The 20,913-nt window shown below is 37.0% G+C and carries 18 protein-coding genes; 7 read left to right on the forward strand and 11 right to left on the reverse strand.

Annotated elements, in window-relative coordinates; translation table 11 throughout:
* Positions 1-94 precede the first annotated feature (94 nt).
* The 5 genes from MSG95_RS14580 to MSG95_RS14600 all read left to right on the forward strand — a co-directional run bounded on the left by MSG95_RS14580 (position 95) and on the right by MSG95_RS14600 (position 3,998).
* Complete coding sequence (locus tag MSG95_RS14580) at positions 95-967, forward strand: DUF4882 family protein (protein ID WP_151819313.1); 873 nt, start codon at positions 95-97, stop codon at positions 965-967.
* A 246-nt stretch (positions 968-1,213) separates the two neighbouring features.
* Positions 1,214-1,900, forward strand: coding sequence for a glutathione S-transferase family protein (locus tag MSG95_RS14585; RefSeq protein WP_077166162.1), 687 nt, complete (start codon positions 1,214-1,216; stop codon positions 1,898-1,900).
* 7 nt (positions 1,901-1,907) lie between these two features.
* Positions 1,908-2,669 carry an SDR family NAD(P)-dependent oxidoreductase gene (locus MSG95_RS14590; protein ID WP_151819314.1) on the forward strand — a complete coding sequence of 254 codons (762 nt, stop codon included), beginning with the start codon at positions 1,908-1,910 and terminating at the stop codon, positions 2,667-2,669.
* 9 nt (positions 2,670-2,678) lie between these two features.
* Positions 2,679-3,362 (forward strand): SDR family NAD(P)-dependent oxidoreductase, encoded by a 684-nt coding sequence (locus MSG95_RS14595; RefSeq protein WP_077166160.1) that lies wholly within the window; start codon positions 2,679-2,681, stop codon positions 3,360-3,362.
* Positions 3,363-3,440: 78 nt separating this feature from the next.
* The gene (locus MSG95_RS14600) at positions 3,441-3,998 is read left to right on the forward strand and encodes a chorismate mutase (RefSeq protein ID WP_077166159.1); all 558 of its coding nucleotides are present in this window, start codon (positions 3,441-3,443) and stop codon (positions 3,996-3,998) included.
* Between the two features lie 28 nt (positions 3,999-4,026).
* On the opposite strand, the gene MSG95_RS14605 is transcribed toward MSG95_RS14600, so the two are convergent.
* The 3 genes from MSG95_RS14605 to MSG95_RS14615 all read right to left on the reverse strand — a co-directional run bounded on the left by MSG95_RS14605 (position 4,027) and on the right by MSG95_RS14615 (position 6,282).
* Positions 4,027-4,512 carry an Lrp/AsnC family transcriptional regulator gene (locus tag MSG95_RS14605; RefSeq protein WP_031944456.1) on the reverse strand — a complete coding sequence of 162 codons (486 nt, stop codon included), beginning with the start codon at positions 4,510-4,512 and terminating at the stop codon, positions 4,027-4,029.
* 248 nt (positions 4,513-4,760) lie between these two features.
* Complete coding sequence (locus MSG95_RS14610; protein ID WP_009392922.1) at positions 4,761-5,378, reverse strand: LysE family translocator; 618 nt, start codon at positions 5,376-5,378, stop codon at positions 4,761-4,763.
* A gap of 73 nt (positions 5,379-5,451) precedes the next feature.
* Complete coding sequence (locus MSG95_RS14615) at positions 5,452-6,282, reverse strand: sugar phosphate isomerase/epimerase family protein (RefSeq protein WP_077166158.1); 831 nt, start codon at positions 6,280-6,282, stop codon at positions 5,452-5,454.
* Positions 6,283-7,428: 1,146 nt separating this feature from the next.
* Here MSG95_RS14615 and MSG95_RS14620 point away from each other — a divergent pair.
* Positions 7,429-7,767 (forward strand): hypothetical protein, encoded by a 339-nt coding sequence (locus MSG95_RS14620; RefSeq protein ID WP_077163408.1) that lies wholly within the window; start codon positions 7,429-7,431, stop codon positions 7,765-7,767.
* A 390-nt stretch (positions 7,768-8,157) separates the two neighbouring features.
* On the opposite strand, the gene MSG95_RS14625 is transcribed toward MSG95_RS14620, so the two are convergent.
* Entirely contained in the window at positions 8,158-8,412 is a 255-nt protein-coding gene (locus MSG95_RS14625) for a hypothetical protein (RefSeq protein WP_228144429.1), read from the reverse strand.
* Positions 8,413-8,492: 80 nt separating this feature from the next.
* Entirely contained in the window at positions 8,493-9,020 is a 528-nt protein-coding gene (locus MSG95_RS14630) for a hypothetical protein (RefSeq protein WP_077166272.1), read from the reverse strand.
* A 650-nt stretch (positions 9,021-9,670) separates the two neighbouring features.
* Here MSG95_RS14630 and MSG95_RS14635 point away from each other — a divergent pair.
* Positions 9,671-10,225: a TetR/AcrR family transcriptional regulator gene (locus MSG95_RS14635; RefSeq protein WP_077166273.1), complete on the forward strand. Its 555-nt coding sequence runs from the start codon at positions 9,671-9,673 to the stop codon at positions 10,223-10,225.
* A gap of 65 nt (positions 10,226-10,290) precedes the next feature.
* Here the strand turns inward: MSG95_RS14635 and MSG95_RS14640 are convergent, their stop codons facing one another.
* The 6 genes from MSG95_RS14640 to sbnB form a co-directional block, all read right to left on the reverse strand.
* Positions 10,291-12,525: a TonB-dependent receptor gene (locus MSG95_RS14640; RefSeq protein WP_077166274.1), complete on the reverse strand. Its 2,235-nt coding sequence runs from the start codon at positions 12,523-12,525 to the stop codon at positions 10,291-10,293.
* A 153-nt stretch (positions 12,526-12,678) separates the two neighbouring features.
* Complete coding sequence (locus tag MSG95_RS14645; protein ID WP_139344835.1) at positions 12,679-13,452, reverse strand: HpcH/HpaI aldolase family protein; 774 nt, start codon at positions 13,450-13,452, stop codon at positions 12,679-12,681.
* Entirely contained in the window at positions 13,445-16,972 is a 3,528-nt protein-coding gene (locus MSG95_RS14650) for an IucA/IucC family protein (RefSeq protein WP_077166275.1), read from the reverse strand. The genes MSG95_RS14645 and MSG95_RS14650 overlap by 8 nt, the downstream gene beginning before the upstream one ends.
* The gene (locus MSG95_RS14655) at positions 16,969-18,174 is read right to left on the reverse strand and encodes an MFS transporter (RefSeq protein ID WP_077166276.1); all 1,206 of its coding nucleotides are present in this window, start codon (positions 18,172-18,174) and stop codon (positions 16,969-16,971) included. The genes MSG95_RS14650 and MSG95_RS14655 overlap by 4 nt, the downstream gene beginning before the upstream one ends.
* 3 nt (positions 18,175-18,177) lie before the next feature.
* A complete protein-coding gene (locus tag MSG95_RS14660) occupies positions 18,178-19,818 on the reverse strand; it encodes an IucA/IucC family protein (RefSeq protein WP_324645103.1) in 1,641 nt (546 codons plus the stop codon).
* 71 nt (positions 19,819-19,889) lie between these two features.
* Positions 19,890-20,903, reverse strand: coding sequence for a 2,3-diaminopropionate biosynthesis protein SbnB (gene sbnB / locus MSG95_RS14665; RefSeq protein WP_003652251.1), 1,014 nt, complete (start codon positions 20,901-20,903; stop codon positions 19,890-19,892).
* Positions 20,904-20,913 lie beyond the last annotated feature (10 nt).

Consider the following 20,913-nt stretch of genomic DNA (forward strand, 5'->3'; position numbering starts at 1 on the left):
TAGGGGTGCAATAATTGCACCATTTATCGGATTTAGTTAAATTATCTATGTATTTATATATACTAAATGTTCAAATATAAAAAAGGATAATGATGTGAAAAAGATAATTTTAGCAACAATAATAGGTATCTCAGGTATGAGTAACTCTTTTGCTGAGTGTACCTATAGCTTTGATGCGACCTTACAAGACATAAAAGCTTTTGAAGCTGCAAACGGAGCAAACACAGCTAATTATCGTTATGCAGAGCAAGTTGCTAATATAAATAATACGAATCAGTCTGGTTATGACGTTATAAATTATTATTCAAATAAAGATGTTGATAAGCTTTTAGCTTCAAAAAAATATATTCAGTTTAAAACCCAATATACCTCTAATACACCAGATAATGTTGCGATAATAGATAAACCTATTGCTAGTTCAGATATTTTTGGTCAGGAGTTCATTTTTGATGTGAATAATCTCAAGGTAAACCTTGGCAGCACTTCTCAGATGTATGAGTATGGTTTTGTTATTACTGGATCCTCACAATCTAAAGTGGAATTTACATTAAATTTAATGTTTGCAAAAGGTAATAACTATTCAGGTGTTTTAAATGGAGACTCAATTGTTTCTTTAGGTGTTACATATAAATCTGATGGAAATGGTCATTTAACACTCTTAAGTGCTAATAGAACCAGTAATCCGGTACAAGTACCAGCTGATGGAAAGGTTAGAGTAGGAATTTATGTAAATCAAAATACTAAACAGATTGGGTATATTGTTAATGGTGTAAATTACGGCTACTTAAATCTTACTATGGAAAATAAATTAAAATATATTAGCTTCATGGGAGCAATTAACCAAGATCATTTCGCTAACTCGGTCTTAACTGGTAAAACAGTAGGTCTTCAATTGGTTACAGATAAATCAAAAATGCAGTTTACTTACCCAACAGGGACTAAAGACATTTGTGGTGTTGCTTTATAAGAAAAATATCAAGGCTATGTATCTTAGTTTTTTAGGGTACATAGCTTTGCAAAAATCTATAAATTAAAAGATAACGTAAACACTCACAGTTCTTTTAATCATAATAAAAATCAAATAATTCTTAATTTTCGAAACTTGACCGTCATCAAAAATGGTTTGACTTAAAAAGCTATTCTGTATATTTATTTATCAGTTCTAAAAAAGAACTAATAAGTAAAACAGGCAATTAAAAATAAAGGTGAATAAATGTCGGATATTATTTTGCATCAGTGGGAAATTTCTCCATTTTGTCAAAAAGTTGCAAGGGCTTTGAAATTTAAGGGAATTCCATTTGATACAGTGAACTATAACGGCATTCTTGGTGCCAAAGTTCCTTTGCTGAGTAAAGTGGGGAAAGTGCCCGTTATAGATGATAAAGGGCAACGTATACAAGACAGTACCCGTATTGCTCGTTATTTAGATGAAGCCTATCCAGATACGCCGCGACTTTATCCCGAAGATCCAAATCAGAAGGCACTTACCGAACTGTGGGAAGACTGGGCAGATGAGTCTCTTTATTTTTATGAGGTGTATTTAAGGGTAAATGACTCGGAAGCTTTAGAAGAAGCCATCCGTATTAGTAGCATTGGGCGCCCAGCGTATGAAAAGCCGATGGTAAAAGCTTTTATTTTAGCCGAATTAAAAACACAGCTTTTCTTTCAAGGTTTGGGCCGAATGAAAGCTGAAAATGTTGAAGCAGAGTTTATTAAACACTTAAATCGTATTGAGCAGGTGTTATCTCAAAGTGAATGGTTGGTTGGAGATAACCAAACGATTGCAGACATTGCTGTGGTTGCTCAACTTGGTGAAGTCGTTCGAACAAGTAAAAAGTTTAGTAAAGAAATTTTGAATCGTCCGTTTATTGCTTTATGGTATAAAAAACAAACAGGGTGAAACGACTATGTCATTAGAACCACCGAGTAAAACACGAGATTGTGCAGTTGTTATTGGGGTCGGAGCTTCACAGGGGATTGGTGCAGCCGTTTGTCATCGTTTTGCAAAAGAAGGATTAAAAGTTTACGTTGCTGGGCGAACTTTCCAGAAAATTGAAGCAGTCGCTGCCGAAATTCATACAAAGGGCGGTGAGGCTACCGCATTTCGTTTAGATGCTGAAGATATACATCAAGTACAAGCCTTGTTTGACACCATTACTAGTCAAAACGAACGTATTACTGCTGTTATTCATAATGTGGGAGGAAATATTCCCTCAATTTTTTTACGTAGTCCACTCTCATTTTTCAATCAAATGTGGCAATCCACATTTTTATCGGCTTATTTGGTTTCTCAAAGCAGTCTAAAAATTTTTAAAGAACAAAAACACGGTACGCTTATTTTTACTGGGGCGAGTGCTTCATTACGTGGAAAGCCCTTTTTCGCTGCTTTTACGATGGGCAAATCTGCCTTACGAGCATATGCATTAAATTTAGCTCAACTATATAAAACTCAAGGTATTCATATTGCGCATGTCATTATTGATGGAATGGTTGATGGGGATAGAGTGAATAAAGCTTTATTTGGTCTAGGTCGTTTAGCGCGTCTTACACGTGGGACGGGCGGGCTTAATCTTAATGCAATAGCAGAAAACTATTGGATGCTTTACCTACAAAGTCCTGAACTCTGGACACATGAGTTAGATTTACGCCCATACCAAGAAAAATTTTGAGAGACTTATATGCTAAAAACAATATTTCAGAAGTTTCAAAAAAAGCAGGGTTGTGCAGTGGTTGCAGGCCATGATTTAGAACTACCTGATCAAAGTTTTGTAATTTTAGATAAACACAGCCAATCTCCATTACACGTTTATCAAGTCGTACATGATGCAATTGTTCAGAACATACAAGTTAGCTCTGTAAATGATGGCATAACAAGTGTTCGTTTAAATTTGGTAAATACTAAGCATTTAAAAAGTCTGCTGAAATATATAACAGAGCATCGCCATACCATTGAGTTATGCGTCTTTCAGCCAAATTTTTCATCTGCACCAAATATTGAATCTTTATCTTTAGAAGAAATTGAGCACAGTTGGCAGACTACAGGTTTAAGTGCAGTGAGCGTGTCGCAATTAGTGCTTAAACCGATGCTAAAGCAGCAAAGAGGTACAGTTATTTTTCTTGGAGCACCATCTCACAATTCACCTCACCACGATGTATTAAGCCAAAGTATGTTTGCGGGTATTCGTGCGTTATCGCAGTCATTGGCAAGAGAGTTTCAGCCCAAAGGCATACATGTGACGTATTGCATGGTAGAAAAATGGGATGGACAAAACCCGCACTTTATTTCATCTGTAAAACACGTATGTCAGCACATCTATCATCAACCTGATTCTGCATGGAGCCAAGAACTTAGCATATCGTGAGATTTTACTTTCGAGTGTTCTTAAAATAGAGTACTGCTTTGGAATGACAGCACAACAATAATTTCGATAGGTACTTAAATGTTAAATATTAAGAACGCTCAACAAACGGTTAAAGTAGCGACTACAGTGGCAGCTTTGATGTGCTTTTCTTCATTGGCACAAGCATATCAATATGATCAAATAGCACGTTTAGTTAACGAGCGCTTATCTTATATGAAAGATGTCGCAGGCTATAAAGCAGAGCAGCATTTACCGATTGAAGATTTAGCTCAAGAAAAGAAAGTACTTGACCAATCACTTTCTGAGGCCGAATCTTTTGGACTGAATAGCGAAATGGTAAAGCCGTTTATAGTGACACAAATGAATGTAGCCAAAGCTATTCAGTACCGATATAGAGCAGATTGGTTGTCTAGCCCTGAAACCAACTGGAAGCCTCAGGACTTAAGCGAAGTGCGTTTAAAAATTAGTTCTTTAAACACCGAACTTTTAAAAAATATTGCCTATGAACTTAAGAAAAATAATAACAAGGCACCGCATGGCTGTAGCTATATGTGGCCAGTTCAGCACCCTCAGCTAAAAGAAGCCGACAAGAAGGCTTTATGTGCAACATTGAATAAAATCAAATTAAAACAATGAAGCACCTAAAGTGGCTTATATAAGTCAATTATTCAATCAACATTAAGTCGGCAGTATTAGCAGATTTAAGTGGTCGTAAAGCAAAGGTTGAACGCGTGTGCCGAATACCTTTAATCGAATAGAGCTTTTTACGTAAAAAGCGTTCGTAATGTTCGGCATCTTTTACGGCCACTTTCACCAAGTAATCATAGTCACCCGTAACTAAATGCGCCTCGACCACTTCAGGAATATCTGCCAAAGCTTCACTAAAGTTTTCTAGCATTTCGTCGTCGTGGCGTTCTAGCGTAATTTCAATAAAGAATAACTCGTGAATGCCAATCGCTTTTGGGTTTACGTTTACCGTATAGCCTTCAATAATTTTTAGAGTTTCTAAACGTTTGAGTCGAGTCCAGCAGGGCGAAGATGAAAGCCCAACTTCTTCGGCGAGCTGTGCAACTGTTAAGCGGCCATTTCCACGAAGGGCAGATAATATTTTCCGATCTATGCGATCTAGTGTGTATTCTGTGCTGTTCAAAATATAAACCAAAGAAGATTCTTCTGTTAATTTTTAATATACGTGATTTTTATGCTGAGATCATTTAAAAAAACTGAAAATACAGTCAACATTTTAAGTGAGACAGCCATACACTATTTCTATGCATCGGACTCTACTGGATAGGAGTTATGATGGAGCAAAGAGCACTGTTGCAGTAAGGGTGACTAAACAGTGCTCTTTGCGGATCTTATAAAGAACTGATATTAAGACAAAAAACGTAAGTTTACTTATTGAACAATTAATAAAACAGCGAGAATGAAAAATATACAACCACTGATTTTATTTAATCTGGCAAAGTTATTTCCAGATAGCATTTTTTCTTTAAAGATTGAGGAAAAATTAGCATAGACCAGATGGATTAAGAATCCGATCAGGCAAAAGGTTAAAGATAATACTAAAAATTGATTTATTATTTTTTCTTTTATATCAATAAATTGTGGGAAAAGAGCAATAAAGAAAACAATAGTTTTAGGGTTTAGAAGAGACGCGAATAAACCTTGATAAAATAATTTGGACTTTCTAACCGTTTTTTCACTTGTCTCGGTATCTAATAAGTCTTGAGAAGGGGATGTTTTAACAAAGTTCTTATAGCCTAAGTACATTAAATAGAATGCACCTATAAATTTTAAAACAGTAAAAATAGTGGGATTACTAGTAATAATTAAACCAACGCCACTAGCCGAAATGACTGCAATAACAAACATACCAATAATTAAGCCAATAATGCCAAATAAGGCGGTACGGACACCGTAATTTATTGAATTTGTCACTGTAAATAAGACACCAGGTCCTGGGCTTGATAATGTAAGAAAGGCAATTGTTATGAAAACTAGTAAACCACTCACTTAATATATCCTTTTAAAAATGAATTATTTATATTTAAAAAGCCTTCTGATGTTCCTCAGAAGGCTTTTAATTTTATGCACTTGCCAATTCTTTAACTGAATCTAAAGTACTTTTGTCTCTCACTTCAAAGGCAACAAGACCTTTCCAATTATTTCGATTAATGGTCTCGATAAAATCAGAATAGTTTACAGTACCGCGGCCAATACTAAAGTGTTGATCTTGCTCACCATTATTATTGCTAAAAGAAATACCCTTAATTTTTTGATGGTATTTTTCTACAACAGCAATAGGGTCACCTTCACCCACATTTGCATGGCCTGCATCTAAAAAGAAATAGACATTTTTATGATCAATTTTGTTGAAAACATAATCGTACTCTTCCATATGGGTAAAGACATAATGGAACGGACGATAGTGTTTATAGTTTGATAAATTCTCTAAATAAATATCAACTGATTTTTCAGCCGCATATTCAGCCAGTTCTTTAATAGACAGAATATAGTTATCGAGAGCTTTTTGTTTCGCGAGGACAATTTTTTTAGGTTCAACAATACCGCCGCCATGAATTACTAAAGGGGCACCAATCTTTGCGGCAATATCAATCTCTTGTTTAACATATGTCACAGCAGCTTCACGTAAATAATCTACATCGCTACCTAATGGGGCTTTAAAATTACCGTGGAAAATAGGTTGAACATTATATTTTTTTATTAAGTTATTTAGATTTTCAATTCGTTCAGAAGACCAATCTGGAACCATTTCTCCATGCAGACTTCCATCTACATACCAGTGAGTACAACCATCATTATATGCCTTAACAATCCCTTCTTCAGCTGGTAAATACTGCTGATGTGCAATTCCAGATGCAAAGTTAAGATAATTATTCATTAAAGGCGAAGTCATTGTTATGTTCCTGATTTATTAAAGATATTCTGGGTATAATTATTTATTCACTGTCTACCCAACCGCCATCTTATTTTTATTCTGCTATAAAAACATCAGACTAAAGTCGAATTTTTATAAGGCATATAAATCTCTATATGGACAGAGCCGTATATTGCACAAATGATCAAAATATTTGGATTTTTCCCTTTTTATTATTCTTTAGTCATACTAAATTATATTAAAAATATTGTATATTTTAATATAATTTGTCATTAATTATCATGTTTGGGATTTAAAATAATTTCTTATAAGTGGCATTAGATTACAAAAAATATTTGTATAATTAATGAACTAATAGAATTTTTAGTTATCCGTTAGTTTAAATTGTATTCATAAAACCAAATATTATATGATCTACCAAAGTTGAATTATTAAACTGTAGTTTAAAATTTGGCCATAAATTAATATGAGTTTTTATTTTTTAGGGGTGAATATGAGAATTATTTTCTTATCTATATTAGTTTTATTACAGATAATATTTTTAACTCAGGCCGAGGCGCGGGGAGGTCGTGGCGGAGGAAGATCATTTAGTAGCCATAGTTATTCATCTAGTAGTCATCATTACTCTTCAAAAAGTAAATTATCCCATGGACGAAGTAGCTATGGGGGTTCTAGTAGTAGCTCTTCTAGTAATAGTTCTTCCGAATGTCCTTGTAGTGGGTCAAATAATTGTGTTGGGCCTCGTGGAGGGACTTACTGTATTACACCAAGTGGTAATAAAAAATATCGATAATCAGTAAAATTGTCGAAATGATAAAAAAGCTCTTGTTACTTAAAGAGCTTTTTTATATTCAAAGGTTTGTTTTTTAGTCTAAACATGGAAACTTCAAAGTTGCTATCAATTCACTTTATTGAAAATAATAAGAGCACATTCTTTACTAATGTTTAAAGACGGGCATAAAACAAATCTAATGTCATCTATTTGATAAAGACCAATCCCATTTATTAAACTTAATTCCACATTTTTATTAAGGTGATGAAATATTCAAAAGATGAGAGGATTTATCTAACTTTCTTATTATTAATAGACACTTATAAACAATTATTATTTAATACACCCGCAACATTGCCACTTATACTTTTAATAATTTTATCGGGGAAATAATGCGTAATTTTTTAGTAACAGCTTTCACTTTATTGGTAGGTACATCAGTTTATGCTGGTCAAGAACCCAAAACTTTTGTAACGCGGACAAGCTGTGAGAGAACAGTACAATTACATGGCTTTTTAAGCCGTGCTCAACTTGATTGTAATTATCACTATAACTCACAAGAATTAGTTCATGAATCTGACAAGTGTACCAAACATGAACTAGGTGAAAAGTATGGTAGAGAAGTTATGAGATTAGGTATGGACCAATTTGAAGCGCGCAAGCGCGAAGATATGAAAGGCCAATTATGCAGTATGGTTTTAAAAGAGTTTCCAAACTATATTAGAAAATAAAATGGAATCTTAAAAAGCCTCTGTAGGCAAGCCGATAAAATGAATTTTATGATTCATTTTATCGGTGTATCACAGTATATAACTTTCAGTTAAATCAGAAAATAATTATTAAGAATCTACTCAATATAAAAAATAGCTAATTGGGGATCTATTAATGATCATATTTTAGTTGTTGGAATTTGTTGGAGATGAAAGGTGTTCTTTTAAATCTAATTTAAAATTTTCCCATAGTGTTTCAGGCTCTAATTGTGAATAACCTAGAAATGCCACATCTAGTTGACTCTCATATGAGCGAATTAACAAACCTAGTTCTGCATTTTCTACATAATGAATCAGGTAATGAGTATTCTGAAAGAAAGAATCTATCTGATCTTTATAATTCCAAGTATTTTAGTGCTTAAAAATATAATTTTCCAAAACTTTCCTTGTTATTTCATCTACCGAAATTTCATTAAATTCACTTTTTTCTGTGAGTCTGAAGTATTCTAATATTTGCTCAGTGTTTGATAAAAAACAGATGTCTAAAGCTAGCTCATTTGTTGGATCATTCTCTAGTGCATACACGGCCCAGTTCTGAATCTCTTCAGGCGTGATTAATTTTAGATCTAGCTCCATTTTTAATTGAAATTTATAACTATTAGACATTTATTTAACCTAAATTTATTAGATGATATTTAGAGAAAGTAAGAGCAGCATCTTTCAATATGCGGTCATATTTAAAAAAACTAGATAAAACCTTCACTCCATTTTTTGTCTAATTCTTTTAAATCATTATATGCTTTTTCAAATTCGCTCAACGAAAAACTTAACCGCGGAGCAGAAGGTGAGGTTTCCCAAACTACGGATGTCACAACATCGTGAATATGGTTAAATGCGTAACCAAAACGAGCCCATATGACTTGATCTGCGGAAACAATTTGTTCAACCATAATTACGCTACATGTTAGATCTAAATCATCAGGGCAAATTAAGATTGGAACCACTGTTGAAATAGCTACATTTTCATAAGCTTCTGGTTTAAGAAGTTTCCATGCGTTACTTAATGCTAACTCACTATCATGATCATATAACCAACCTTGCGCTGGAACTAAATCATTCATTTCGTCAATAACGCGCGCATTTTGATGCATCCATATATTTAATGGAATATTATCAATTGCAAGAATAGGAAATGGTTTTAAGTTGCCATTTGCATCTTTAATGCAACCCTCAATTGGGTGTTCACGTAAAAGAGTAGCTGAGATCGTATTCATATTTATAATTTAAAGTGCGTTAAGCAAATATAATATATTCTATTCAATAGATTAACGAATCTAATCTAATGAAAAACAAAAAATTATTTATCCATTTTCTAGCCAATATCACATTGACACCCCAAATCTCTCCGATTATCCTTTGCCTGCTGGCCTACATTGCCAGTCGATTTTGACAGATCGATTTAACACACAAGACATCAAAAAGTTCTCTTTTTGGTGGCGAACTCGTTCGTCCCCCTTCGTAGCGGTAGGGCGAGGGAGGGACGCCTTGTGCGTGCTGATTCTTGTGTGTCAGTCTGTCAACCTTCTCTCGTTCTACCACCATAATCATTTGACAGTGATCTGGTAGAACTTCTTTACACACAAGGAGTCCGCTATGCGTACTAATTCATCTTATTTATTGGCCTTTGCCAAAATCTCTCCATTTATACCGTTTAAACAGCCTATAAATCGGTTTAATCGACTCTAGGTTTTCTGCACCTTACGAATCGTTACGGCTCAAAAATTATAGCAACAATAAACCTGAGATAGGCGAGCACACCTCTATTGTGCCGCTTTTGCATGCCTGTTTTTAGCACTCATTTTAAGAGTGATGGCATTTCTATCTCTTTTACATACAACAAAAAATTATTTTAAACGGTACAACTATGTCACCTTTAGTACTTTCTACACGTGCTTTAAAAGTTGTGAATCATGCAATTCATTTATTCCATCAACACGGATTTTACCTTGTTGGTGTCGACAGAATAGTGAAAGAGTCTGAAATTACAAAAATGACGTTTTATCATTACTTTCAGTCCAAAGCGCGGTTTATTGAAATCTGCCTACTTGTGCAAAAACAACGTCTTCAAGACAAAGTCGTTGCAACGGTGGAATATGACCAAGACTCAATTGTGAGAGACAAACTCAAAATACTTTATGACTTGCATACTGACTTAGAAGGGCCGTATTACCTGTTATTGAAAACTATTTTTGAAACTAAAAATAATTATCCAAACGCTTATCAAACAGCGGTGAGATATAGAATGTGGCTCACCAATGAAATCTATAGTCAGCTAAGAATGCTTAAAGCATATACTTCGTATGATGAAGCTAAACTATTTTTACAGATGATTGAAGGTGCTATTATTCAAAGGCAGAGTCATACCGATGTAGATGAAAGAGACAAGCAATTCCAATATTTTATAGCGATGTTTTTATAAAATACTCAAGATAATAAAAGCCCCGAAGTTGGGGCTTTTACTGTATTAGGGTCTAACCAAAGTTCTTACCACTTATGGCTATAAGTCACTTTAAGCGTTATACCATTTGCAAGTAAGTGGCTAGTGTTATCGCTCGTTCTTAGTAATTGGCTATAAAGCGGGTAGTACTTGCGGTTAAACATGTTTTCTAAACCAATGGTCATGGTGTCTTTCTTGTTCAGCGCAAAGCTGCTGATCAAATCTGCTGTGGTATAAGATTTTACATCGTAGCGACCAAAACTGTTCTTACCATCTAAACGGTAATCTTCTGAACCGAAGTAAGTTGCTTGTAATCGGTTCGTCCAAGTTTCAGTTGGACTATAAGAAACATAAGCTGTGAGTTTTAATGGTGGAATACGGAAGGCTGTCATGTCTTGTTCAGAACCGTTTTGAGGTTTTTCACGGCCTTTCATCCACGTAACACTACCGCCAGTTCCCCAAACATTAGCATCATCAAGATAGTCAAGCGTTGCTTCAACCCCAGTAACTTTCTCTTTGGTTCGGGCGAGTACTAAACCATTGTTGAATGATTGCACAGCACCTAAGTCAGAAGTAGAGTGGAATACCGCTAAGCTTGACGAGAAGTTATTAAAGTTACCTTTCCAGCCGAGTTCGTAGTTATCAACTTTTACAGGCTCTAAGAATGATGACCCAAGGTTAAAGCCTGTACCTGCATTACGGATAATTAAACCGACATCAGGTAACTGGAAACCTTGGTTAAACGATGCATAAATCGAGTGCTGGTCGTTTGGAGAGAAAGTCACATTAGCATTGTACAACCATGCATCAGCTTTTACTTTTCCGCCCGGAACCGTGTAAGGATTGGTTTTGCCTAATTGTGATAATGGAACAAAGCTATCAATTTGCGCATAGCTGTCTTCATAGCGTGTACCAGCTTCTGCTGACCATTGGTCATTAAAGCGGTGTTTTAACTGCACAAAACCACCGACACTTTGCGTGGTCAGTTCAGGCAAATAAATCAGTTTTCCGATTTTTACAAACTCTAAACCACCAGATTGATCATAAATATTAGGGTCGAAAATATCTAAAGGCATTTCGCTTTTTTCGCGGCTAAAGTCACCACCCCAAACCAATGATGTATCACCTAAAAATTCAAGTGGTGTGGTCACAGTTAAACGGCTACCGAGTACGTTATTTTCTTGATAAATCTGATCGACTTGCTTACCACGATTCGCATTTCCACGCGCATCAAACGGTGAAAAACGTGTAAAGAAGTCGCGGTAATAAATTTGAGCATCAACCTTATTGCCAAAAAAATCTTTATGGTTGTAAGTCAAATTGTATATCTGGTTTTCATTCTTATTTTGGTCTTTAAGCTTTAAGCCTTTAATAGCTTTGGCTGGTACGGTTCCAGCTGGAGCTTTTTTTACACTTGGGTCAGATGCATAGTCTGAGTCTTGTTCGGCATTATAATAGTTCGCAGCAAACTGTAGATATTGGTTGTCATCAATGTGATAACCCAGCTTACCGCCGATGCTATAACCATTTGAGTCGTAAAGGTCACCCTGACTTGGTTCAGGTGCAACACGGTCACCACTTGCATCGTATGGGCTACCAATACGTTGATAACCAAAGTCAAGTGCATAGTCAAAAGCGTTAAAACTGCCCGTAAAATACTGGTGAATATCGCCACTTAAAGCATTAGAACGCAGATTTGTAAGTGGTGTTTGTAGGCCAACGACGGTTTTAGCCGTAGGTTCACCGCCCGCAGCTTTTGTAGTAATTGAAATAATACCGCCCGCTGCGCCGCCACCATAAATTGCGTTACTACCACGAATTACTTCAATGTTGGCAATACTTTCAGGGTCAATGGCTGAAAGTCCTCTTGCTGTATCACGTGTAAGGTTCATAGGAACGCCATCGACCAAAATAAGCGCATTACGGCCACGTAAAGTTTGACCATAATCGGTAATGGTTCGGCTTGAGTCCGATAGGCCCGGTACAGCTTTGGCTAAAACTGTCGCAATGTTGCCAGACGAACCATTTTTTAAAAGTTCAATTTGTTTTTCATCGAGCTTGGTGACTTGTTTGGCCGATGTAGAAAGTTCATCTGCACGTGAAGCGGTAATGGTAATGGTAGGAAGAGCTTCAGGCTTTTTTTCTGTTTCTGTGGTGTCAGAAGTTGAAGCTGCAAATGCTGTGTTTGAAAGAATAATGGCTCCACCAAGTGAAAGAAGTGGAATGATATTTTTAACTTCAGATTTCCTCGTTAAAAGCTTATTACTTTTCTTATTTCCCATTGTCTCGCCCTGAGAGTGATTTTAAATTGACCGAATTATAAATGAGAATCATTGTAATTAACAATATTATTAATTGCTTTAAAATAATATATTTGAAATTTATTCAATGAATTAGGGGAATAGGCTTTTATTCCCCTAAAAAGATTTGAACAGTTATGAGTTGTCTTTAAAGGTGTTTAGATGGTTTTGATGGGCACGGCGAATAATGCTGCGGTCATCGCCGAGTACAAAAAGCTGAACAGATTGCTGTTTCCATGCCGCGATATCTTCAGGTTGTCGAGGAATGGCGCAGAAATGCTTTTGACTATTTTTAGTCTTTAAATACATCTCTTGAACTTCTTCTTTCACCTTTGGATGGCTGGTTTGCCACGGCATTCCCATCGATTGAGAAAGGTCGGCAGCACCTTCCAGAATAATATCAATACCTTCGACTTTTAAAATTTCATCTAGCTGCTCTAATCCTCCTAAGCTTTCAATCATGGCAACGACAACCGTTTCGTTTGCTGCGTGTTGAACAAAACTCGCTAAATCATCCATGCCATATCGATTTAATCTTGTCGAGTTTAGTCCTCTTTGTCCAAGCGGCATATAGTGGCAATAGTTCACCGCTTCTTGAGCTTGCTGAGCATTTTCAATACGTGGAAACACAATGCCTGCTACCCCTGCATCGAGCAAAGGTAGAACTAAATGATTAGCGTTTAAAGGCACTCTTACAAACAGATCGAGGCTCATGGCTCTAGCGCCTAAAATCATGGTCTCGACTTGAGACGTACTAAATAAAGTATGTTCCAAGTCGATAATAATAAAGTCGTAGCCAGCAAGTGCCAGTTGCTCGACATTAATTGGCGAAGCTACGGAACAAAAGATTCCGTAGAGCGTCTCACCATTTGCTATTCGTTTCTTAAAAGAAATCGAATGCTTATTCATATTCAATTTCCTTAATTAGGCTGAGCGGGTTTGGCGTGGTTTGTACTCTTAAGCGAATTTCCGGAAGAAAGCGACGGCTTGCGAGCTGTTCAATATCAATGGTGTCATCTGTAAAGTTAAACAATTCATATCGCTCACCAAACTCTGGATGAGCTTCTTTGTGTTGATTGATGATGGTTCTTAACATGGTCCAAAATTTGATTTCATCGAAGCCATAATGTTCATTTAAGAAAATCGCTAACTCTGCGAGATTTACAAACCAAAGCGCATCTTGAGTAAAGTCTCTGAGCTCATTTGGAGAGTGGGTCTCTAAGAAAGAGTTCGGGTTAATTTTGGCGTGTTCTTTTGGCGCATCTTGCAAGTTAGGTAAAAGCTCTGGCTCACGTAAAAGATGACGGCTGAAACGGATTCCATCGTGGAAATCTTTCAAGGCAGCTTTAACAGGTAAGCCATTTTTATGAATCAGTACCATGTTTTGTGCATGTGACTCTAAAGCGAGACCGTGGCACCATAAAATATGCATGATAGGTAAATAAGCATTGCTGAGTAATTTTTCTAACCAGAACTCGATACCGTACTCTTGAATCCACTCATCAATGAGAGGTTTTTGGTCAATATCGAGTTGCATTAAACCTGTTACTGGTGTTGCCGATTCACCTTCTTTTAAGTAGCTGTAAATACTTTCGCGCCAAATGCAGGCGAGTGCGCCGTATTGAACAGGTAGTGCAATTTGCTGGTTAACTGAAAGACCGCCAATCTCTCTTAAAATAACAGGCTTGCGCTGTTTTTCTAAAATATGGTCTTGCTCAACAATGTTATAAAGCCAGTCACTCATTTTCGCCGCATTTTGAACGGTATGCGGTGCCAATACACGAGAGGTAGAAGTATTGACCAAATTCATTGCCAATTTAAGAGAAAGCGCCGAGATATCACTAATATTTGATAAGGTTCGAATCGACTGCTGCGGTAAATAAGTCGGTCCTTCAATATCTAACGGGATGATCAGTTGGTTGCTAATCGCATCTTGATAATATAATTCAATAATTTTATCCCACTGCCACGGGTGAATTGGGGTGAGGATATAATCTTTAAAATCTACATTTTGCTCTTTCAATTGATCAGTAATGGCTTGTAGATCTTTTTCTGAAAAATGCTGTTTATAAAGCTGTTCTAAGTTAATGGTTTCACTTAAAACTAGTTTGCATAAACTGTTATGAGTCGCTACCCATTGAACCGTAAAACCTTCAGAAAGCTCGGGTGCATATTTTTGATTTTCTTTTAAATCGAAGCCGATACGAGATTTAAAACTTGGGTGATATAAATGCGCATTGGTAATTCGCGCTTCTTGTTCTAAATAAGGCAAGGTTCTTAAAGGTTGGACAGGCGCTTGGCTCAAAGTCTGCGCATGTTTAACGTAAGTTAAATTCAGCTCATCATTAAAGTTTTGCCATTTAACTGGGTCTGCTTCAATAATATTTTTGAGGTCGGCAAGTAGTATTTTTAAGTTAGGGCGAGTTTCAGCGTCTAACGTAATATCAGAACGGATTAAGGTTGAAGGATCTAATTTAATTCGTTTAAAACTAAAGTGTCGTTTAGCCGCACAGGTATAAAAGACGGTATCGGAAATATAGAACTTGATCTGACCTTTAGAAAACTCGTATTTAAAAGTATTTTCAAAAATAAGTGCTTCTAATAATTGGCCCATCACGCGATTTTCCGCGATGGTTTTATAATTGGTTTGTTGTGTTGGTTGAAGAGGGCAAAGCGCTTCTGCGCCGCGATATTTATAAATAGGGTTTTCAACTTCAATCCAGATTGGATTACCACCACTGTGGTAGAGCGTATTTAACATATTTGCCTTGATTGGTAATGTGAGTGAATGAATTAATAAGTCGCGGTACTGTTGGCCTTTGGCGCTAAAGTTTTCTTGCGTGAGCGTAAGACGGGTCGCTTGCCAAAGTTCAGATTCTTCAATGGCTGTAACGCGTGCAATTGCGCTGATGAGATGAGCAATATGATTGATCACGAGGTAATATTTTAAAAAGGTCCAAGCATCTTTATGAGAGAACCAAACGGTACTATCTTCAGAAATAGATGAGTCGTCTTCTATCATTTCTGGAACAATGCTAATGCCTTCCATATCTCGAAGAATAAGACGATGTGGATAGCCATTTTTAAATTCCATTAAACTGTTTTGCATGTGCGCTTCAACGCTAATGCCTTTATTTGCAAACAACTCAATTAATGGAATAAGCGAAACTTTAACGTACTGTTTCCACCAAAAAGTAATGAAGTCTTTCGCATCGTTTGATTGTAAGTTTTGATTCGGTGCTGCTTGCTGAATAAAGCTTAAAAGTGGGATTTCATGGTTTTCGTTTTCTTCAACCAAGCCGCCCAGCATTCGAGTATTTTCTAATACCTCTGGCGTGAGTCCTGCTCTATAAATAATGCCAAATGAACTTTCTAACTCTGGAATTTTGACTGTTTTTGCCTCTAACTCCGGTAGAATCACAAGATCAGGATACTGCTCATTAATTTTGTGATTAATAATAATTTTGCTTGCATCAATCGCGCGTTCCATTTCATCCATTGGGTTATTACGAATGAAACTGGTAATTCGCACATCAATGGAAAGCTTTAAGAATAGATTCGATTGAGGTAACCACACTGTACGAACGGATGAAGTTGGCCATACAGTTTGACCTAAAGCGCCCAAATAGATCATGTCTTGGTTATCTAAATGTTTCTTTAAAGATGGATGTTGAAGTAAGAAATTGGCTTGCCACGGATGGGTTGGCATGAGCTCATAGTTTGCAAAGTTTTCTTGCAAAAGCTCTTTTACAGTTTCTAAAACTTCATTTTCAATACGGTGAGAAGGTTCGGTCTCACTTACAAGTTTTTGGATTAAAGACGAATGAACCGCGAAGTAGTGGAGTTGGAAACTTGCGCCTAACTCTGGGCTATACTTTTTCATGTCTTCTTTAGAAAATCCTAAATTGGCTTTAGAGGTCACATGAAAAGGGTGCCCATATAACATGCCTTGTTCAGTAGCCTGAAAACCGCTTAACGCTTTAGTTGCTGATTGGGAAGGCTTATTTTCTAAAAAGAATTTTGTGTTCTCGATACTATTGGCAATATCGGAGTATAGGTTCTTATTTTGGTTTTTGTCTTTAAATAAGCTATTCAGTTCATCTGTAATCAGCTTCACTAACTGTTTAGGTTCGGTGAGCGAGTCAAATGTATTGTCATTTAAGTTTTGCAGTACAAAACCACGTTGATATCTGTGATAGCCAGTGGTTGATAAGTGCTGAACTGCGCCATAAACAGTCGTGTTAGATGCATTAAATGTATAAGCAAAATAGAGGGTATCTGGTTGCTCCGCATAAAGTGTGAATAAAGGAGAGTCTTGAGCTGGGATAATGCGTTCTTCAAGATTCACTTTAAGTTCACGAAAGAAAGTATTCAGGTACTGTTCGAAAAGTTTATAAGACCATGCATCTGTTGTAATAATTGAGTTCATTCTTGTGCCTCTTCTAAAATTGTATCCATTAAGAATCTGTTCAAAATCACTACTAATCCCGCACCGATAAAAAATAGTGAAGTGCAGATTAATGCAGCGGTGATATTGAAAAATGAGTAGGTGAGCGTGATGGTGATTGGGCCAATAAGCTGTCCTAAGACAAAGGCACTGTTAGAAATGCCAATCACTTTTCCTTGGCTTTGAGCGCCAGCTTTTAGAGAAATGGTGTGTAAGATCGAGGGAATCAGGGCTGCAAAGCAAAAGCCTTGTATGAGTCGTAATACAAGAACCAGCCAAATATTCGAAACCCAGATCAATGCGAAAATTGTGATGCCGCAAATTAAAGATGCGTAAACGAAGTTATTAAAAGAATCTCCTTTATCATCATTTCTTTTTCCCCAATAGGTCGCAGCAATAAAGGCTGCTCCCCATGAAAGCGCATGAATGGTTCCTGTTAAGCTTGCAGCAGATAACGATGAATGAGTGCTTTGGCTTATTTCACTAATGTATAAAACAAAGCAAGACACCAAACCAAAGCCGCCCGCTTGAACCAAAATGCCGGCGCTTAACCATGAAAAGATCGTTCTATCAAAGAAAGCTGAAAGCTTAGATTTCTCTTTGGTTTTTGGCGCCTCAGTTTTAAAAGGAGTGGTTAGTACAAATGACGCAATTACAATCAGTGTCATCACAACAAATGCTGTTGCGTTGAGTAATACTTCAACCCGCCATTGATCCATAAATATTCCGCCGAGCACGGGGCCACATAAGCAAGCGAGCGCGACACTACTTTGTAGTTGCCCAAAAGCGGCGCCTCGTTGTTGCTCATTGGAAAGATATGAAACATATGCATTTAAAATCACGGAAAGACCGCAAAACCCGAGTAAAATTCGCGCGAAAATAAATAGGTATAAATGCTGGGCGCTCGCCATGAGCAATATTGAAATACAGAAACCAGCCAGTGAAAGTAACAAGGCTTTTTTATGGCCGAATGTGTCGGATAGATGACCCACAATCGGTGCGGTAAATAAACTGCCAATGGCGGGAGCCGCGAGTGCCAAACCTGCCCAGATAGTGGGAGCACTCATATGCACCGTCAGTTTTTCCATATAAAGCGGCATGATTGGAATAAGCACCATAAGCCCAAAAGTGGAAAAAAACTGACAGAGCAAAATAATGAAATGATCTAGGCGAGATGAGCGCATGATTTAGATATCCATGGTCTCATAGCTAGAAACAGATAAGCTGTGATAAGGGTTTGGCGTAGTTCCGATTTTACTTGGCATGCCTGTTGAGTCGCTTTCTTGCGCAAGTAAAGGCGTAAGGAGCTGTTTGAATGGCCAAGTCTTATTGTCGAAAAGATAAGTTTGAATTTGCGATTTTGTTCGCTCTGAAATGGGTTGGGTTTCTATAAAATCTTGAATAATGTCTTGAACCATCTCCCAAAAATCGCTTTCTGTACGATCCGTATATTTCAAGGTAGCTAGAGCAATCGGGTAGAGGTTAATTTGAATCCCTAGGGTAATGAAGTAATTAAATAAGTCCTCATTTTTAGTAAAGATAAGATTATTCGGCGTGCTCGTGTCAATGGTATAAATCGGAGGGGTAAAACCACTTTCTTCAATGGCTGTGGTACATATTCTTAAGGTATCGTGGTCACGTAAAATAAAGCATTTCAAATTATTACTTTCATAACACACCATGGTGTTTTGCCCGTGACATTCAGGCATGATTCCTTTTACCCAAAGCGTTAAGAATGTTTGAATAAAATGAACGCTTAAGTCTTTTAGTAATGTCCATTTGTCACCTTCAACGCCTAACGTTTCCCAAGGGTCAACATAGGTACAGCTTAAAGCTGACATGGTGATTGGGGTGACGTTTTTGTCTTGGCAAAAATTGGGTAAATGTCGGACTTGGCAGCCGATTACACCTAAATTTTTTACAATTGGCTCTTGCTTACCGAGCACCCACCAATGTGTTTCGTTACTTAAAAAGAGACGATTTTTTATTAACGCAGTTTCATTAATGACTTCATTTAAAAAATCATACGCCGTATGCCCATTCATTAAATAACGGCCCGGCATAGAGCGGATCGCACCTAATGTTTTGGCATTGGTCGAGAGTTTTAAATGCAGAGTAGGGTTTGCATTGTGAATAAGGGTTCTTAAAGAAGATGTCGGTAAACCAATGGTGGTGACATGGTTTAGGTCAATACCTTCATACTTATTTTCATCAAACTTTAAATAGCGATGTTGAGTCTCTAGCAAAGGCAGGGCTAAGTAGTCCTCTGAAAGCTGACGCATTTTGTTAGTAATAAAACTTTCCTCAACTTCTGATAACAGAAGCTCTTTGTGAGGAATTGACTCCATATTATTGATCACGTCATCTTTCTTAAATGCCCACCAATACACCTCAATTTCTTTTTGAGTTGTGAGTGGTGCAAGTTCACCTTTTGAGTGAGCGAACGGATGAAATGGGCGATCAGTTACCAGTGATAGCAACTCGCTTTTGATTAAAGGCGAAGAAAATGAAAGGGCTGACTGTAAAATTTGAGGAATTTTTTCAGCCGTTACTAAGTTATCGAGCCAGTAATTAGTCGCTTTTTGATGGTGTGGTGACGGCCACCAAGTTGCTTGGGTTAAATAGTTAAAAACTTCAGAAATAGAAATTTTAGAAGTTGTATTGCTCAAGAGGTTATGAAGCAAAACTTCAGGTTGGGTAACATAGAAAGGATTTACACCATCTACTTTTAAACAGTTGAAATAGAGTTCCAACTCATCATTGAGAGTAATTGACAGATAAGGCTTTTTATAGGAAATATGATCTTTAAAATCTCCGTAATTCTCCATGTAGAGTGCATCTATCGTTTTTTGTAGTTGTGTTGTGTAAATCCGATCTAACATTTTAGTTATTCCTATTCTTATAAAAGCGGTAGAACCGTGCCAACGTTTTGTTCTTGTGCGGCATTGAAGAACCACTTAGCGCAGACAATGTCATCAATCGCCATGCCCATTGGGTTGAGCAAAATGATTTCATCTTCGTGTTCGCGGCCGTTTTTATGACCAATAATGATGTCGCCAAGTTCAGCATGTAGTTTTTCACGGCTGAATAAGCCATCCTCAACCAGCACGTTGATAACTTTCTTTTCTCGGTTTGATTGATCCCAGTCATCCACAATGACTTTGTCGACTTTTAAGAAGACTTCAGGTTCAATATCCATAATTGAAATGTTTGAAACAAAGCAGCCCTTTTTAAGCCATTCAAACGGAATGTAAGGTTTATCTGAGACTGTGCAGGTAATAAGGACGTCAGCTTGTTGAATCGCAGACTTAGCACTGTCATGAATTTCAATTTCTAGATGTGGATATTCCGATAAGAACAAAGCTTTGAGTTTTTCAGCCGCTTCAGGGTTCACATCAAATAAATGGATTTTTTTCACTTGAGCATATTGTTCAAGCACCGTCTTAATCTGCATTTGGGCAATTGGGCCGCAGCCAATTACGGTAATGTCAGAAAAGTCTTTTTTTGCTAGATACTTAATCGAAACACCCGTAATTGCAGCAGTTCGCATGGCACTGATGAGGCTGCCTTCCATCACTGCAACTGGATAATTTGTTTCGGAGTCATTTAAAACAATTAATGCGCTCGCACGCGGAATATTGAATTTTTTAGGGTTATGTTGTCTTGAACCAATCCACTTAATTCCAGCAATTGGATCGTTGCCGCCTAAATAACAAGGCATAGCGATAATACGGTCAGCAATATGGTCTGCACCTTGCCAGCGAAGATAAGGTTTTAAAGGTTGTACAAACTGTTTATTTGCATGCAGGGTTAAACCTTCAGTAATCGCTTCAATAAATGAATTACTATGATTTGCGCCAAGATTTAATAAATCTGATTGACTTAAATAGCGAAGGGTAGCCAAATTGCTCATGAATATTTCC

The sequence above is a fragment of the Acinetobacter sp. IK23 genome (assembly GCF_035615275.1).
In the GTDB taxonomy this organism is placed as follows: Bacteria; Pseudomonadota; Gammaproteobacteria; order Pseudomonadales; family Moraxellaceae; genus Acinetobacter; species Acinetobacter seifertii.

Bases quoted from the DNA above. Each gene is read 5' to 3' on its own strand.
- MSG95_RS14615 (WP_077166158.1), bottom strand. From the start codon at position 6,282: ATGACTTCGCCTTTAATGAATAATTATCTTAACTTTGCATCTGGAATT.
- MSG95_RS14625 (WP_228144429.1), bottom strand. From the start codon at position 8,412: ATGTCTAATAGTTATAAATTTCAATTAAAAATGGAGCTAGATCTAAAA.
- MSG95_RS14655 (WP_077166276.1), bottom strand. From the start codon at position 18,174: ATGCGCTCATCTCGCCTAGATCATTTCATTATTTTGCTCTGTCAGTTT.
- MSG95_RS14630 (WP_077166272.1), bottom strand. From the start codon at position 9,020: ATGAATACGATCTCAGCTACTCTTTTACGTGAACACCCAATTGAGGGT.
- MSG95_RS14635 (WP_077166273.1), top strand. From the start codon at position 9,671: ATGTCACCTTTAGTACTTTCTACACGTGCTTTAAAAGTTGTGAATCAT.
- MSG95_RS14620 (WP_077163408.1), top strand. From the start codon at position 7,429: ATGCGTAATTTTTTAGTAACAGCTTTCACTTTATTGGTAGGTACATCA.
- MSG95_RS14640 (WP_077166274.1), bottom strand. From the start codon at position 12,525: ATGGGAAATAAGAAAAGTAATAAGCTTTTAACGAGGAAATCTGAAGTT.
- MSG95_RS14600 (WP_077166159.1), top strand. From the start codon at position 3,441: ATGTTAAATATTAAGAACGCTCAACAAACGGTTAAAGTAGCGACTACA.
- MSG95_RS14660 (WP_324645103.1), bottom strand. From the start codon at position 19,818: ATGGAGAATTACGGAGATTTTAAAGATCATATTTCCTATAAAAAGCCT.
- sbnB (WP_003652251.1), bottom strand. From the start codon at position 20,903: ATGAGCAATTTGGCTACCCTTCGCTATTTAAGTCAATCAGATTTATTA.
- MSG95_RS14595 (WP_077166160.1), top strand. From the start codon at position 2,679: ATGCTAAAAACAATATTTCAGAAGTTTCAAAAAAAGCAGGGTTGTGCA.
- MSG95_RS14590 (WP_151819314.1), top strand. From the start codon at position 1,908: ATGTCATTAGAACCACCGAGTAAAACACGAGATTGTGCAGTTGTTATT.
- MSG95_RS14585 (WP_077166162.1), top strand. From the start codon at position 1,214: ATGTCGGATATTATTTTGCATCAGTGGGAAATTTCTCCATTTTGTCAA.
- MSG95_RS14650 (WP_077166275.1), bottom strand. From the start codon at position 16,972: ATGAACTCAATTATTACAACAGATGCATGGTCTTATAAACTTTTCGAA.
- MSG95_RS14645 (WP_139344835.1), bottom strand. From the start codon at position 13,452: ATGAATAAGCATTCGATTTCTTTTAAGAAACGAATAGCAAATGGTGAG.